Annotated in this window: 16 protein-coding genes and 2 riboswitches; of the genes, 6 read left to right on the plus strand and 10 right to left on the minus strand. The window is 68.6% G+C overall.

Going from position 1 to position 12949, the window contains the following annotated elements; translation table 11 throughout:
* From OCH239_RS15185 to OCH239_RS15205, 5 genes are all read left to right on the plus strand, one after another.
* Nucleotides 1-432: PepSY domain-containing protein (locus OCH239_RS15185; RefSeq protein ID WP_037264507.1), on the plus strand; the 432-nt coding region annotated here is incomplete at its 5' end.
* 90 nt (nucleotides 433-522) lie between these two features.
* A riboswitch (cobalamin riboswitch) is annotated at nucleotides 523-727 on the plus strand.
* Nucleotides 728-877: 150 nt separating this feature from the next.
* On the plus strand, nucleotides 878-1894 hold the full coding sequence (locus tag OCH239_RS15190; protein ID WP_037264509.1) for an ABC transporter substrate-binding protein: 1017 nt from the start codon (nucleotides 878-880) through the stop codon (nucleotides 1892-1894).
* Nucleotides 1891-2940 carry a FecCD family ABC transporter permease gene (locus OCH239_RS15195; protein WP_037264511.1) on the plus strand — a complete coding sequence of 350 codons (1050 nt, stop codon included), beginning with the start codon at nucleotides 1891-1893 and terminating at the stop codon, nucleotides 2938-2940. The genes OCH239_RS15190 and OCH239_RS15195 overlap by 4 nt, the downstream gene beginning before the upstream one ends.
* Nucleotides 2937-3710, plus strand: coding sequence for an ABC transporter ATP-binding protein (locus OCH239_RS15200; protein WP_037264513.1), 774 nt, complete (start codon nucleotides 2937-2939; stop codon nucleotides 3708-3710). Before OCH239_RS15195 ends, OCH239_RS15200 begins: the two co-directional genes overlap by 4 nt.
* On the plus strand, nucleotides 3710-4141 hold the full coding sequence (locus OCH239_RS15205) for a pseudoazurin (protein WP_037264515.1): 432 nt from the start codon (nucleotides 3710-3712) through the stop codon (nucleotides 4139-4141). The genes OCH239_RS15200 and OCH239_RS15205 overlap by 1 nt, the downstream gene beginning before the upstream one ends.
* A gap of 81 nt (nucleotides 4142-4222) precedes the next feature.
* On the opposite strand, the gene OCH239_RS21735 is transcribed toward OCH239_RS15205, so the two are convergent.
* From OCH239_RS21735 to OCH239_RS15240, 7 genes are all read right to left on the minus strand, one after another.
* Nucleotides 4223-4711, minus strand: coding sequence for a copper chaperone PCu(A)C (locus OCH239_RS21735; RefSeq protein ID WP_051489517.1), 489 nt, complete (start codon nucleotides 4709-4711; stop codon nucleotides 4223-4225).
* A gap of 37 nt (nucleotides 4712-4748) precedes the next feature.
* Nucleotides 4749-4933: riboswitch (cobalamin riboswitch) on the minus strand.
* 37 nt (nucleotides 4934-4970) lie between these two features.
* Nucleotides 4971-5714 carry a precorrin-6A synthase (deacetylating) gene (gene cobF, locus OCH239_RS15215; RefSeq protein ID WP_037264517.1) on the minus strand — a complete coding sequence of 248 codons (744 nt, stop codon included), beginning with the start codon at nucleotides 5712-5714 and terminating at the stop codon, nucleotides 4971-4973.
* Complete coding sequence (cobA, locus tag OCH239_RS15220; protein ID WP_037264520.1) at nucleotides 5707-6438, minus strand: uroporphyrinogen-III C-methyltransferase; 732 nt, start codon at nucleotides 6436-6438, stop codon at nucleotides 5707-5709. The genes cobF and cobA overlap by 8 nt, the downstream gene beginning before the upstream one ends.
* On the minus strand, nucleotides 6423-7751 hold the full coding sequence (locus OCH239_RS15225; RefSeq protein ID WP_037264522.1) for a cobyrinic acid a,c-diamide synthase CobB: 1329 nt from the start codon (nucleotides 7749-7751) through the stop codon (nucleotides 6423-6425). Before OCH239_RS15225 ends, cobA begins: the two co-directional genes overlap by 16 nt.
* Nucleotides 7748-8560, minus strand: coding sequence for a precorrin-4 C(11)-methyltransferase (cobM, locus tag OCH239_RS15230; protein WP_037264523.1), 813 nt, complete (start codon nucleotides 8558-8560; stop codon nucleotides 7748-7750). Before cobM ends, OCH239_RS15225 begins: the two co-directional genes overlap by 4 nt.
* Nucleotides 8557-8925: a cobalamin biosynthesis protein gene (locus OCH239_RS15235; RefSeq protein WP_037264524.1), complete on the minus strand. Its 369-nt coding sequence runs from the start codon at nucleotides 8923-8925 to the stop codon at nucleotides 8557-8559. Before OCH239_RS15235 ends, cobM begins: the two co-directional genes overlap by 4 nt.
* A complete protein-coding gene (locus OCH239_RS15240; protein WP_037264525.1) occupies nucleotides 8922-10115 on the minus strand; it encodes a bifunctional cobalt-precorrin-7 (C(5))-methyltransferase/cobalt-precorrin-6B (C(15))-methyltransferase in 1194 nt (397 codons plus the stop codon). The genes OCH239_RS15235 and OCH239_RS15240 overlap by 4 nt, the downstream gene beginning before the upstream one ends.
* Between OCH239_RS15240 and OCH239_RS15245 the strand changes: the two genes are divergently transcribed.
* Complete coding sequence (locus tag OCH239_RS15245) at nucleotides 10114-10869, plus strand: cobalt-precorrin-6A reductase (RefSeq protein ID WP_037264526.1); 756 nt, start codon at nucleotides 10114-10116, stop codon at nucleotides 10867-10869. The two genes, OCH239_RS15240 and OCH239_RS15245, sit on opposite strands and share 2 nt — an antisense overlap.
* On the opposite strand, the gene cobJ is transcribed toward OCH239_RS15245, so the two are convergent.
* The 3 genes from cobJ to OCH239_RS15260 are packed head-to-tail and all read right to left on the minus strand — an operon-like array spanning nucleotide 10842 to nucleotide 12948.
* Nucleotides 10842-11594, minus strand: coding sequence for a precorrin-3B C(17)-methyltransferase (gene cobJ / locus OCH239_RS15250; RefSeq protein WP_037264527.1), 753 nt, complete (start codon nucleotides 11592-11594; stop codon nucleotides 10842-10844). The genes OCH239_RS15245 and cobJ overlap by 28 nt on opposite strands.
* Complete coding sequence (locus OCH239_RS15255; RefSeq protein ID WP_037264529.1) at nucleotides 11591-12322, minus strand: precorrin-2 C(20)-methyltransferase; 732 nt, start codon at nucleotides 12320-12322, stop codon at nucleotides 11591-11593. Before OCH239_RS15255 ends, cobJ begins: the two co-directional genes overlap by 4 nt.
* On the minus strand, nucleotides 12319-12948 hold the full coding sequence (locus OCH239_RS15260; protein ID WP_037264531.1) for a precorrin-8X methylmutase: 630 nt from the start codon (nucleotides 12946-12948) through the stop codon (nucleotides 12319-12321). Before OCH239_RS15260 ends, OCH239_RS15255 begins: the two co-directional genes overlap by 4 nt.
* Nucleotide 12949: the final 1 nt, after the last annotated feature.

Here is a 12949-nt window from a genome sequence, read left to right on the forward strand (position 1 = left end):
GAGGGCGTCTTCACCGCCTCCGTCTATCCCCACGACATCAGCCAGGAGCGGGTGATCCATCTCGACCAGTATACCGGCGAGATCCTCTTCGACATGGGCGTGGGCGAGCTCGGCGCGCTCGGCTGGGCCGCGGAATGGGGCATCGGCATTCACATGGGCCAGGCCTTCGGAGTGGTGAACCAGATCGTGCTGGCGCTCGCCTGTGCGGCGATGGTGCTGATGTCGGTGTCGGCCGTGGTGATGTGGTGGAAGCGCCGCCCGGCGGGCGGGCTCGGCGCGCCGACGGTGCCCGCCGACTGGCGCATCCCGCGCGGCATCCTCGTGATCGCGGTCGCGGCGGGGATATTCTTTCCGCTCGTCGGCCTGTCGCTGATCGTCGTCGCCGCGATCGAGCTCGCGCTCCTCGGCGCGCGCCGCATCCGCTCCGTCTGATCTTTGCGGGCGAGCGGAACTACGCCGCTCGCTTCCGCTTCGGCGGGGATAACCGTTACGGAATCGACGCTTGACGGGTCTGTACCTTTCGTGTCCTTTGCTCGCGTCGGTTCTCCGCGAGGAGATGAAAAGGGAATCCGCAGCATTTCGCTTCATGCGACATGCCAACCGGAACTGCCCCCGCAACTGTAGGCGGTGAGCCTCGGTCCGAAGATGCCACTGGGCCCCATGCCCGGGAAGGCCGGACCGGCGACGACCCGCCAGTCAGGAGACCTGCCGGCATTTGACCGTAACACCGGGCGGGGTTGCCCGGGGGAAGGATGCCGATGACCGTCTCAGATCGCATGCCGGTTCCGCGTGATGCGGACAGCCGCCCTCTGCCGTTCGGCGCATTCAGATTGCCTCACAGCCCGAACGCCCGGATTCCAGAAATCCGGAGAAAATCATGTTCTATCGCATCGTCGCGCCAGCGGCACTGATTGCGTCGGTCGGCCTTCCGGCCGTCGCTCAATCCACAGACTTCCCGCTCGAGGTCCAGAATTGCGGGCAGGCTGTAACGTTCGATGCGGCGCCGCAAAGCGCTGTCACCGTCGGGCAATCGGCGACTGAGATCCTCTACTCGCTCGGCCTTGCCGATAGGGTTTCGGGCACATCAGTCTGGTTCAGCCCCGTGCTACCCGAGTTCGCAGAGGTCAACGCTGGTATCGAGCGACTGGCCGACAACGACCCTAGTTTCGAGAGTGTCGCGAACAAGGAGCCGGGCCTCGTTGCGGTACAATACGAATGGCACGTCGGTCCGTCCGGCATCGTCGCCACGCGCGAGCAATTCCACGACCTCGGGATTCCGACGTACATCCTGCCCGCGGATTGCGACACCAAGGACAACACAACCGGTGGCGACGGCACCCGCACTTCGGCTTTCTCACCCGAGTCGGTCTACAAGGGCGTTCGCGAGCTCGCGGCGATCTTCGACGTGCCGAGCGCAGGCGATGAGCTGATAGCCGAGCTGCAGCAGCGTGAGGAAGACGCAATCGCGTCAGCTAAGGAACTCGATCTGCCCGACGGAATATCGGCGGCGTTCTGGTTCTCTTCCGCCGATCTCGAGATCGATCCCTACATGGCCGGTCAGAAAGGTGCGCCGGGCTACATGATGTCGAAGCTCGGCATTGAAAATGTCGTGACCTCGGACGAGGAATGGCCGACCATCGGGTGGGAAACGATCGCCCGCGCGGATCCGACCGTCCTCGTGATCGCCGAGATGGATCGCCGCCGCTTCCCTGCCGACGACATCGACAAGAAAATGGAGTTCCTGCGCACCGATCCTGTCGCAAGCCAAATGACTGCGGTGCGCGAGGGCCGGATCGTGGTGATGGACGCCCACGCGATGAGCGCGACCATGCGCACCATCTTCGGGCTGGAAACACTGTCTGAGGCGCTCGCCGGGTTCGACTTCGGCGCATGACGCAAGCGGCGGCCTATTCGGCGGCACGACGGAAGCTGCACTGGGGGTGGATCACTCCCCCGGTGCTCTTCGCTGCCATTATTGCCGGCGCGACGATCGGCGAGACGCGGATTCCTGTCGCGACGGTGCTTCAGGTGCTGGGCAACAATCTCCTTGGAACCGACTACGCAGTGGGGCGCATCGACGCGGGCATCGTCTGGGACTACCGTGTCAGCCGGGCAGTTGTGGCGGCCTGCTGCGGAGCGGGGCTCGCGCTCTCCGGGGTCGTGCTGCAGGCGCTGCTGCGCAATGCGCTCGCCGATCCCTACCTTTTGGGCATCTCCGCCGGTGCCTCGACCGGGGCGGTTGCGGTCACCGTCGCCGGCGTCGGTGCGGGCGTCATCTCGCTTTCGGTCGGCGCATTCGCGGGCGCGACTCTGTCCTTTCTCCTTGTCGCCGCGCTCGCGCGAGCGGCTGGAGGCGGTATGGGAGTCCGAGGCGCAGGCGTGATCGTCCTTGCCGGGATCGCAGGATCGCAGCTCTTTAACGCGCTGACCGCTTTCGTCATCGCCAAGTCCGCAAACGCCGAGCAGGCGCGGGGCATCATGTTCTGGCTGATGGGAAATCTCTCCGGTGTCAGATGGGATGACGTGTGGCTGGCGGTTCCGGCCGCCGCACTAGGGCTTGGCGCCTGCCTCTGGCATGTCCGGTCGCTCGATGCGTTCACCTTCGGCGCAGGCAGCGCAGCTTCGCTCGGGGTCCCGGTGCGCCGGGTTCAGATCGTCCTCATCGGTCTGGCGGCGCTCGTGACGGCGGCGATGGTGTCGATGGTCGGCTCTATCGGCTTTGTCGGATTGGTTGTTCCGCATGCGATGCGTTTTGTCGTTGGCGTACGCCACGCGCGACTTGTGCCAGCCTCGGCGCTGGCGGGCGCGGTCTTTCTAATTGTGTCCGACATCCTGTCTCGGGTCTTGGTCCCGGGGCAGGTCTTGCCCATCGGTGTCATCACTGCACTCGTTGGGGCGCCTGCCTTCGCACTCATTCTTGTTCGGGGAAGGGCGCGATGAACCTGAGTTGTGAAAACCTCGGCTGGTCCGTTCGCGGACAGTCCATCGTCGATGGCGTAACGCTCGAGGTTCGCGAGGGCGAGACGCTCGGCCTCATCGGTCCGAACGGGTCGGGCAAGTCGACGCTGCTGAAAATGCTGGCAGGTATCCAGCGGCCGATGAGGGGCAAGGTCATGCTCGGCCAACGCTCGCTTGGTGATCTGCCGCAACGGGAGGTCGCACGGGGCATCGCATTGGTTGAGCAGCAGGCGGATACAGCAGACCGCATCACCGTGCGGGACGCCGTGGAGCTTGGCCGGACACCGTGGCTCTCGGCATTGCGTCCTTGGTCGGAGGACGACAGTCGTATCGTGGCGCGGGCGCTCGATGCGGTCGAGATGACGGCGTTCGACGGGCGTCCATGGCACACGCTCTCGGGTGGTGAGCGCCAGCGAGTTCACATTGCGAGAGCGCTTGCGCAGGAGCCGCGAATCCTCCTTTTGGACGAGCCGACGAACCACCTCGATATCCATCATCAGCTTTCGATCCTCGATCTCGTCCGCAAACTGCCCACCACGAATGTGGTCGCGCTGCACGATCTGAATCAGGCGATGGAATGCGACCGGATTGCGTTGATGCATCGGGGGCATTTGGTCGCGCTCGGCATGCCGGAGGAGGTTTTGACATCCGATCGGCTGCGGCGAGTTTTCGCCGTCTCAGCGCGCGTGATGATAGATCCAGACGACGGCAGGCGCCTCTTTAGATTTCACAGACTGGAGCAAATGTCTTGATGCTTAAATTCGCTACGATCGCGCTCGCGCTCGCTTCTGGCCCCGCGCTTGCCGAAATGCACGAGGTCGAAATGCTGACGCGGGGAGAGACAGGAGCGATGGTCTACGAGCCTGCGCGTATCTCGATCGCGCCGGGCGATACGGTCAGGTTTGTGGCGGCGCAGCCCGGCCACAACGCGGCTACGATCGACGGAATGATCCCCGAGAAAACCGAGCGCTTTACTGGAAACATCAACGAAAAGATCGAGGTGACGCTCCGTGAGGAGGGCGTCTACGGCATCAAGTGCTCGCCTCATTTCGCGATGGGCATGGTCATGCTGATCGAGGTGGGCGAGGCCGAAACGTCCCCGGCGGACCTGCCGGACGACTTGCCGCCGCGCGCGAGAGAGCGGTTTCTAAATATCATCGCAGGCGAGACTGATGGTGCTTGAGCTACGCGCCTTGTTCGGCGGGAACTGATCTCGTGGGCTTAAGATGTGCCGCATCGCCTGCGACACATCTCAAGCAAGGTGTCAGCCGACATCCTCGTCGTGATCGTGCTCTTCGTCGGCATGCTCGACTTCAACTTCGATCTCGATCTCACCGACGCCCTCGAATTCTAGATGGGCATGGAAGTGATCGCCGGCCTCTACACGCTCTTGCACGTCGTGGAAGACGATATGGATACCTCCCGGCTGCATCGTCAGCATCTGACCGGGAGCAATTTCCAAAGCAGCGATTTCACGTATCGACATCTTGCCACTGTCGTCGACACTTGGCGCCTGGAACACGCCCGGTTCGGCAAAATCGACCTCGGCCGCGGTCAGAACCGCGGGCGTGTCGGTCGTGTTCTCGATGGTGACGAACACGTCGATCGAGTGTGCCGTCGCTCCGGCTTCGATCGTGTAGGCATGGCTGACTACGATACCGGAATCGCGAGCGGCTTCGCCGTCGTGATGTGCTGTCACCGGAATGGCGAGGAGAAGCGCCGCGCTGGCCGCGGCGATGGTACGCATGAACATCGATGTTCCTTTCCGGGGCCCTCCGCCCCTGTTGCAAGGTCGTCTCCGTCCTCCGGCTGGTCTCCTGGCTTGCGGGTCGCTGCGCACCTCGGCCTTCCCAATCCCTCGCGGGGATCAGTGGCGTGGGGAGGAGCGCTCGCCGCTTACAGTTGCGGGGGCAGCGCCGGAATTTCACCGGCTTCCCAATTTCTCCAAAAACGGACCTTCGGACGTGATCTTGATACCAAGCGGTGTCGCCACTGGCAATGTTCGCAAAACTTCAAGATGGTATGTCCCGACGTAGAAGATACGTATCCATGATCCATCCGTGCCGTGCCCGTGCGGTCGCCCGGGCTTCGACGATCCTTGGCGCCGCAAGATCGAGTGGGCCGGATTCCAGCACCTGCTCCGCCATACCAAGAAACGCGCCCCACCAGATCGTCAGGTGGTCGGGCGGTAGCTGAAGGAAGCTGCACTCGCCATCGAGCATGACTGCCAAGGTTTCCGCGTTGCCGGGCCAGCCGTGGTCCCTGAGGCGTCGCCCCGTCGTGATCGTGACGGCGCCGTTCACGGTATTGAAGGGAATTTGGTGCGCGGCCGTCAGCGCCTGCAACGCAGTGATGCCCGGCACGACGTGGACACGCGGTGCGGGCGACAAACGTCCGGCAATCCGAAGCGTGCTGTCGTAGAGCCCCGGATCTCCCCAGACAAGCAGCGCGACCGGTCCCGCAACATCGCTGCGCGCGATCGTGTCCGACCAGCAGTTTGCGATTTCGTCATGCCAGTGATCCACGCGGTCCCCGTAGGGAAGAGTTTCGTCCCGGACCGGCATGTCGAATTCCGCGACGGCGGCTTTCGCTCCGGCGGCTTCGAGGATCCCGTGGCGGATGGCGGCCAGATCGTCCTTCCCGGGGCCCTTGCGCGGGATCAGGACGAGCGCCGCCTCGCGCAGCGCGCGCCGTCCCTCGAGCGTCAGGTGGTCCGGATTGCCGGTGCCTATCCCGACGAGCCACAGATCAGTCATGTCCGGTCTCGTGCGCCAAGGCCCCGTAGAGGATCAGCGCCGGCAGGTCGCTCCGCGCCTGCGAGAGCCGCGCCGCAAGTGTGTCCACGTCCGTCCGGGTCAGGGACTGATCGACGGTCGAGACGCCCTCGGCGAGAAGCGCAGGCGTCGTGCCGGGCAGGCCGTGGGCCTTGAGCAGCGCCGCGAGTTTCGGGAAGGTCCGCTTGCCCATATAGACCACGGTGCAGGCGGCGGGATCGGCGAGCGCGGCGAGGTTCATCTCCTCGGGCAATTCGCCGGTGACGTCGTGGCCGGTCACGAACTGCACGCGCCGCGCGGTCAGGCGCCGGGTCAGGGGAAGCCCGGCCGCCGCCGCCGCCGCGCAGGCCGAGGGCACGCCCGGCACGATCTCGTGGTCGATGCCTTCGGCGCGCAAAGCGGTGAGCTCCTCCTCGAGCCGGCCGAAGACGCCGCAATCGCCCGACTTGAGCCTTACGATCCGCCCGCCGCCGCGGGCGTAATCGACCAGCAGGCGCGAGACGTGATCCTGCCGGGGCGAAGGGCGTCCGGCCCTCTTTCCGACGCCGACGAGATCCGCGCCCGGGCGTGCATGACCCAAGATCGGGCCGGAGGAGAGGTCATCGAAGAGGATAGCGTCGGCGCGCTTCAGCCTGTCCACGGCCTTCAGTGTCAGAAGCTCGGGATCGCCCGGCCCGCTGCCGACGAAGCTCACGAAGCCCGCCATGCGCCCTCCGCCGAAATGAGGTGGAAGAAGGTGCCGGTCACATGCCCGCGCCGCGAGCCGGTCTCGGGAACGGCCTCGCCATCGGCGTTGCTCACGCGGGCGAGCCGCGCGTCCGGCTGCTCGAGGATCGTCGAGTAATGGAACTCGTGTCCGCGCAGCGCCGCCCCGGCCGGGTGGCCCGGCATAGGAGCGTCGAGAACGGCGCGCCGGTAGCCGAGGTGGAACTTGCGTTTCTCGTAGGAGGTGACGAGCCCGAGAAGGCCCGCCATGGCATGCCGGGTGCCGTCCTTGTCGATCAGTGCCTCGCCGAGCGCCATGTAGCCGCCGCATTCGCCATGGATTGGCCGAGTCTCGGCATGGCGCCGCAGACCGGCGAGGAACGTGTCCGCAGCGGCGATGCGGGCCGCGTGAAGCTCGGGATACCCGCCCGGCAGCCAGACAAGATCCGCATCGGGGTCGGGGGCGTCGTCGGCGAGGGGCGAGAACGGCAGGATCTCCGCGCCCGCCGCGCGCCAGGCCTCGAGGATATGCGGATAGGTGAACGAGAAGGCGGCATCGCGGCCGAGCGCGATCCTCTGCGCGGGCGGCGGGGGCAAGGCGCCCGCGGTGGCGGCCGGCCCGCCGCCCGCCGCGTCCCGGATCGCCCCGAGATCGACATGCGCACGCAGGAAGGCGGCGTAGCCCGCGATGGCCGCTTCGAGGTCGGGATGCTCGACCGCCTGGATCAGGCCGAGATGCCTCTCGGGAAGGGCCAGATCGCCCCGGCGGGGCAGGGCGCCCAGAACCGGCAGGCCGGCCCGTTCCATGCCGAGGCGCGTCAGGCGCTCGTGCCGGGGGCTGGCGACGCGGTTGAGGATCACGCCTGCAAAGGGCAGCCCTGGCCGGTAGGAGGCAAAGCCGAGCGCCGTTGCCGCCGCCGATTGCGCCTGCCCGCCGACATCGAGGACGAGGACCACCGGCCAGCCCATCCGCTCCGCGGTCTCGGCGCTGGTGCCGAAGCCCGAGAGACCCGCCGTCGCGACCCCGTCGAATAGGCCCATAGAGCCCTCGCCGACGCAGAGATCCGCCCCCTCCGCCCGCGCCGCGATGGCGGTCAGGAGTGCGTCGTCCATCGCCCAGCTGTCCAGGTTGAACGACGCCCGCCCCGACGCGGCGAGGTGAAAGGCCGGGTCGATGTAGTCCGGTCCCGACTTGAAGGGCTGCACCGTGGCGCCGTCCTCGGCGAGCGCGCGCAGGAGCCCGAGCATCACAGTGGTCTTGCCCGTGCCCGAGGACGGTGCCGAGACGAGAAGACCCGGGGGCCAATGTGTCATGCCGCACCTCCCGCTGGGCCGGTGTCGTCCTTCCAGCCCGACCAGATGCTGCCAGCAGATTGCGGCCGGTAGCGGCGGTCGTAACCGGCTGCATAGAGCCGGCTCTCGGCAAAGCCCGTGGCCCCGAGCGCCCGCCCCACGAGGATCAGCGCGGTCCGCGTTATCTCAGGCCCGACGGCCTCGGCCAGCCCCGAGAGCGGCGCGCGGATCACCTCCTCGTCGGGCCAGCTTGCGCGAAAGACGACCGCCGCGGGGCAGTCGGGCCCGTAATGGGGCACGAGCGTGCCCACGACCGAGGCGAGGTTCTGCACTGAGAGGTGTATCGCCAGCGTCGCCCCGGTCGCGGCGAAGGCGGCGAGGCTTTCGCTTTCGGGCATTGACGAGGCCCGCCCCGGCGTGCGGGTCAGCACGACCGATTGCGCCACCTCCGGCAGGGTCAGTTCGGCGCCGAGGCTGGCGGCGGCCGCGGCGAAGGACGGCACGCCGGGCGTGACGGTATAGGGGATGCCGAGCGCGTCGAGCCGCCGGATCTGCTCTCCCATCGCCGACCAGACCGACAGATCGCCCGAATGGAGCCGCGCGACGTCTTCTCCGCGGGCATGGGCCGCCGCGATCTCGGTCATGATGGCATCAAGGTCCATCGGTGCGGTGTTCACGACGCGTGCCCCGTCCGGACAGTGCTCGAGAACCGCTTCGGGCACGAGCGATCCGGCGTAAAGGCAGACGGGAGACGCGGCGATGAGATCGCGGCCGCGCAGGGTCAGAAGGTCCGGCGCGCCGGGTCCGGCGCCGATGAAGTGAACTCTCATGTGATGTCCTTCCATGCCAGAGCGCAGGTGGCGCGCCCGTCACCCGAGACGCTGCGGGGGCCGAGGAGCCGCGCGCCGGGGCCGAGCGCGGCGAGCGCCGCCGCCTCGGCGACGCTGCCGGTGCCGTGCGCCGCCCAGGATCTGGGTGAGTGTGTGAGGGTCGTCTGAGATGCCAGCGCGTCTGCCGGCATGGCCTCCACCCCGATCCCGAGATCGGCGGCGAGCGCGGCGAGGGCTGGATGAGCCGCCTTGACCGTGGCCGTGGCCAGGGATGCGGGGCCGGGCGCGACCCAGGCGCGTCGGAGCGCGTCGACGAGGCTCTCCCGCGTTGCGCTTTGCCTGAAACCGAAGCCCGCCACGATCACAGCGCGCCCCGGTACTGGACTACGGGATAGGACGACCGCCAGCCGCGGCGCGGACCCAGGGGGGCGGCCTCGGCCAGCTCGATGCGCATGAGATCGCCGCCGCGCTCGGCGTGCCATGCCGCCAGGAGGGCCTCGGATTCTAGCGTCACCGCGTTGGCAACAAGGCGCGTTCCGGGCGCCAGACGGGTGACGAGATCGTCCAGAAGCGCGCGGCTGAGCCCGCCTCCGACGAAGACCGCGTCGGGCGGGGCGAGGCCTTCAAGCGCTTCGGGCGCGGCGCCTTGCACGACATTGAGCCGATCGACTCCCAGCGCGTCGGCGTTGCGCACGATGCACGTCGCGCGGTCCACCCGGGCCTCGATCGACACCGCCTCGGTCGTGGGATGGGCGAGCAGCCACTCGATCGCGATGGATCCCGATCCGCCGCCGATGTCCCAGAGCCGCTCGCCGGCCCTTGGCGCGAGGGCGGAGAGCGTCAGGGCTCGCACCGGGCGTTTGGAGATCTGCCCGTCGCTCTCGAAGACGTCGTCCTCGCGGCCAGGCACGCAGGGCATGCCGAGGCCGCCCGTAATCTCGAGCGCGACGCAGACGGGATGGCCGAACGCGCCGGTGAGCGCATCGGCATGGGCTTCGGTACGCCGCTCGCGCGGACCGCCGAGCGCCTCGAGCACCGTCACCCGCGTCCGACCGAAACCGGTGCCCGTCAGGTAGCGCGACAGCTCGGGCACGGCCTCGCCGCCCCGCAAAAGCACGAGGAGCCGCGCGCCGGGCGCAAGGTGCGGTCGCAGGCGCGTCAGCGGCGCTGCGTGGAGGCCCAGGCAGAGCGTGCGCTCGATCGCCCAACCCATGCGGGAGGCGGCGAGGGCGAAGGTCGAGACGCCCGGATGGGCGCACCATTCCTGCGGGCTCAGCCGCTCCGCGATCACCCGCCCCGCGCCGAACCAGAAGGGATCGCCCGAGGCGAGGGCGACCACGCGCCGTCCGCGGTAGCTCTCGAGCAGATCGAGACCCTTCGAGAACGGTACGGGCCAGGTCATGCGGTCGGCCACGAGATCGGGCAGGAGGGCGAGATGGCGCGGCGGGCCGATCACCACCTCGGCGGCGTCGAGCGCGGCCCGGCTTGCGGCCGGCAGCCCGTCCGGTCCATCCTCGCCCAGACCGACGATCGTGAGCCAGGGACCTTCAGACATGGGCGTGAACCTTCTGATCCTCGCGGGGACGAGCGAAGCCACCGCCTTTGCCCGCGCCGCCGCCGAGGCGGGGCTCGCGGGGACGGTGTCCTTCGCCGGACGGGTGGCCCGCCCCCTGCGCCAGCCCCTGCCGCAACGGACGGGCGGCTTCGGCGGCGTGGCGGGTCTGCGGTCCTACCTGCGCGCCGAGGGGATCACGCATGTCGTCGACGCAACGCACCCCTTCGCCGCGGCGATGAGCCGGAATGCGGTCGCGGCCTGCGCCGCGGAGAACCTGCCCCTCGTGGCGCTCACCCGCCCCGAATGGGCCGAGCAGCCCGGCGACCGGTGGACGCGCGTTGCGGATTTCGCGGGCGCCGTCGCCGCGCTCGACAGGCCGGCCGCGTCGGTCATGCTCGCCATCGGCCGCATGCATCTCGGCGCGTTCGCAGGCCTGCCGCAGCATCGCTACCTTCTGCGGCTGGTCGATCCGCCCGAGACCCCGCCGCCCTTTCCGCGCCACGAGGTCATCGTGGATCGCGGGCCGTTCGATACCGGCAGCGACCGCGCGCTGATGGAAGAGCACGGGCTCGACATCGTCGTGTCGAAGAATTCCGGCGGCACCGGGGCCTACGCCAAGATCGCCGCGGCCCGCGAGCTGGGTCTTCCGGTCGTCATGATCGACAGGCCCGCCCAGCCAGAGCGAAAGGAGCTGCATGACGCGGCGTCGGTGCTGGACTGGGTCACTCATGCGGGCGCCGATCTCGGGGTGTAGACGAGCGGCGCGCCGCTGCGGGGGATGAGGCGGGTGGCGCTCGATCCGACGATCACCATCGTGCGCATGTCCGCCATCTCCGGCGTGGCCTCGGCGAGCGATACGACCCTGATCTCTTCCTCGGGGGTCGAGACCGCGCGGGCGAAGATCATCACCCGGCCGGGCTCGCAGCACTCCCGCAGGATCTCGAGCGTCCGGGTGAACCCTTCGGGCCGCGAGGCGGAGCGCGGGTTGTAGAAGGCCATCGCAAAATCGGCCTCCGCCGCGAGGCGCAGGCGCCGCTCAATCAGGGTCCAGGGCTTGAGGTTGTCGCTGAGATTGATCGCGCAGAAATCGTGCCCGAGCGGCGCGCCGGCCCGGGCCGCCGCCGCCAGCATCGCGGTGATCCCTGGCAGCACGCGCAGATCGAGATCGCGCCAGGCGGGCGCGCCGTGCTCCACCGCCTCGAAGACCGCGGATGCCATGGCGAAGACGCCGGGATCGCCGGAGCTGACCACCACCACGCGGGCGCCGCCTTCGGCGAGGGTCAGGGCGTGACGCGCGCGGTCGACCTCGACCCGGTTGTCGCTTTCGTGGAGCGTCAGGCCCGCGCGGGGCGCAATGCGCCGCACGTAGGGGATGTAGCCGACCACGTCGGTCGCGGCATCGAGGGCCGCGCGTACCTCGGGTGTCACGAGCGCCTCCGCGCCGGGCCCTAGCCCCGCGATGACGACCGACCCGCTCACGGCCGCCGCCCCTCGCCATGCACGACGACGATGGAGAAATAGGGCGCCGGTCCGTCCTCGGCCTCGGTCAGCGGGGTCACTTTCTGGCCCTCCATGCTGGCATATTGCACCAGAACGGCCCGGTCGGCGCGGCCCGCCTGGGCCAAGGCCGCGCGGATCTTGGGCAGGTTGCGCCCGACCTTCATCACGACGAGCGCGTCGGCGTTCAGCATCGCGCGCACAAGTTCGGCCTCGGGCAGGGTGCCCATGACGACGCTCAGCAGGTCGTCGCCCCAGGTCATCGGCCGGCCCGTCGCGGTCCAGGCCGCCGACATGCCGGTGATCGCGGGCACGACCTCGACCGGCACGTGACCCAGCAGCCGGTCGTGCAGATGCATGAACGAGCCGTAGAAGAACGGATCGCCCTCGCAGAGAACGACGACATCCTCGCCAGCCTCGGCAAGGGCGCGCAGCCGCCCGGTCTGCTCGGTGTAGAACCCCGAGAGGCAGGCGTTGTAGGCGGGATCGGAGAGCGGGATCTCGGTAGTGACCGGATACTCCATCGCGATCTCGCGTGCGTCCTCGCTCAGCAGGCCCGCGACGATGGCGCGTGCCCGTCCGGGGCGCCCCGCCTTGCGGAAGAAGGCGACGTTGCGCGCGGAGCGCACCAGCCGGTCGGCGCGCACGCTCATCAGGTCGGGATCGCCGGGGCCGAGGCCGACGCCGCGGATGGTGCCGGGCGCGGTCATTCCGCGCGGCTCGCGATGGCGTTGATGGCGGCGACGGTGATCGCGCTGCCGCCGAGGCGTCCCTTCACGATCAGCGCCGGGGCGGGCTGCGCCCGCCAGAGCGCGTCCTTCGATTCCGCGGCGCCGACGAAGCCGACGGGGCATCCGACGATCGCGGCGGGGCGCGGGCAGGCGGAATCCTCGAGCATCTCGAGGAGGTGGAAGAGGGCGGTGGGCGCGTTGCCGATGGCGACGATAGCGCCGGCAAGAAACGGGCGCCACAGCTCGAGCGCGGCCGCCGAGCGGGTGGTCTTCATGTCTGCGGCCATCCCCGGCACCGAGGGATCGTGGAGCGTGCAGATCACTTCGTTGGCCGCGGGCAGGCGCGGCCGGGTGATGCCCTCGCTCACCATGCGGGCGTCGCAGAGGATCGGGGCTCCTGCGGTCAGAGCCTCGCGGGCCCGCGCGACCATGCCGTGCGAGATACGGATAGCGCGCTCGAGCCCCACGAGACCCGCAGCGTGGATCATCCGCACGGCGACGGGTTCGGCTTCGGCGTCGAAGGCGGCAAGATCCGCCTCCGCGCGGATGGTCGCGAAGCTCTCGGCGTAGATCGCCGCGCCGTCGGTTTCGTAGGTGTAGGGCATG

It is taken from the genome of Roseivivax halodurans JCM 10272 (genome assembly GCF_000521785.1).
GTDB classification, from domain to species: domain Bacteria; phylum Pseudomonadota; class Alphaproteobacteria; order Rhodobacterales; family Rhodobacteraceae; genus Roseivivax; species Roseivivax halodurans.

Bases quoted from the DNA above. Each gene is read 5' to 3' on its own strand.
- OCH239_RS15190 (WP_037264509.1), top strand. From the start codon at position 878: ATGTTCTATCGCATCGTCGCGCCAGCGGCACTGATTGCGTCGGTCGGC.
- OCH239_RS15255 (WP_037264529.1), bottom strand. From the start codon at position 12,322: ATGACCGCGCCCGGCACCATCCGCGGCGTCGGCCTCGGCCCCGGCGAT.
- cobF (WP_037264517.1), bottom strand. From the start codon at position 5,714: ATGACTGATCTGTGGCTCGTCGGGATAGGCACCGGCAATCCGGACCAC.
- OCH239_RS15225 (WP_037264522.1), bottom strand. From the start codon at position 7,751: ATGACACATTGGCCCCCGGGTCTTCTCGTCTCGGCACCGTCCTCGGGC.
- OCH239_RS15205 (WP_037264515.1), top strand. From the start codon at position 3,710: ATGCTTAAATTCGCTACGATCGCGCTCGCGCTCGCTTCTGGCCCCGCG.
- OCH239_RS15195 (WP_037264511.1), top strand. From the start codon at position 1,891: ATGACGCAAGCGGCGGCCTATTCGGCGGCACGACGGAAGCTGCACTGG.
- OCH239_RS21735 (WP_051489517.1), bottom strand. From the start codon at position 4,711: ATGTTCATGCGTACCATCGCCGCGGCCAGCGCGGCGCTTCTCCTCGCC.
- OCH239_RS15245 (WP_037264526.1), top strand. From the start codon at position 10,114: ATGGGCGTGAACCTTCTGATCCTCGCGGGGACGAGCGAAGCCACCGCC.
- OCH239_RS15260 (WP_037264531.1), bottom strand. From the start codon at position 12,948: ATGCCCTACACCTACGAAACCGACGGCGCGGCGATCTACGCCGAGAGC.
- OCH239_RS15200 (WP_037264513.1), top strand. From the start codon at position 2,937: ATGAACCTGAGTTGTGAAAACCTCGGCTGGTCCGTTCGCGGACAGTCC.
- OCH239_RS15240 (WP_037264525.1), bottom strand. From the start codon at position 10,115: ATGTCTGAAGGTCCCTGGCTCACGATCGTCGGTCTGGGCGAGGATGGA.
- cobA (WP_037264520.1), bottom strand. From the start codon at position 6,438: ATGGCGGGCTTCGTGAGCTTCGTCGGCAGCGGGCCGGGCGATCCCGAG.
- cobM (WP_037264523.1), bottom strand. From the start codon at position 8,560: ATGAGAGTTCACTTCATCGGCGCCGGACCCGGCGCGCCGGACCTTCTG.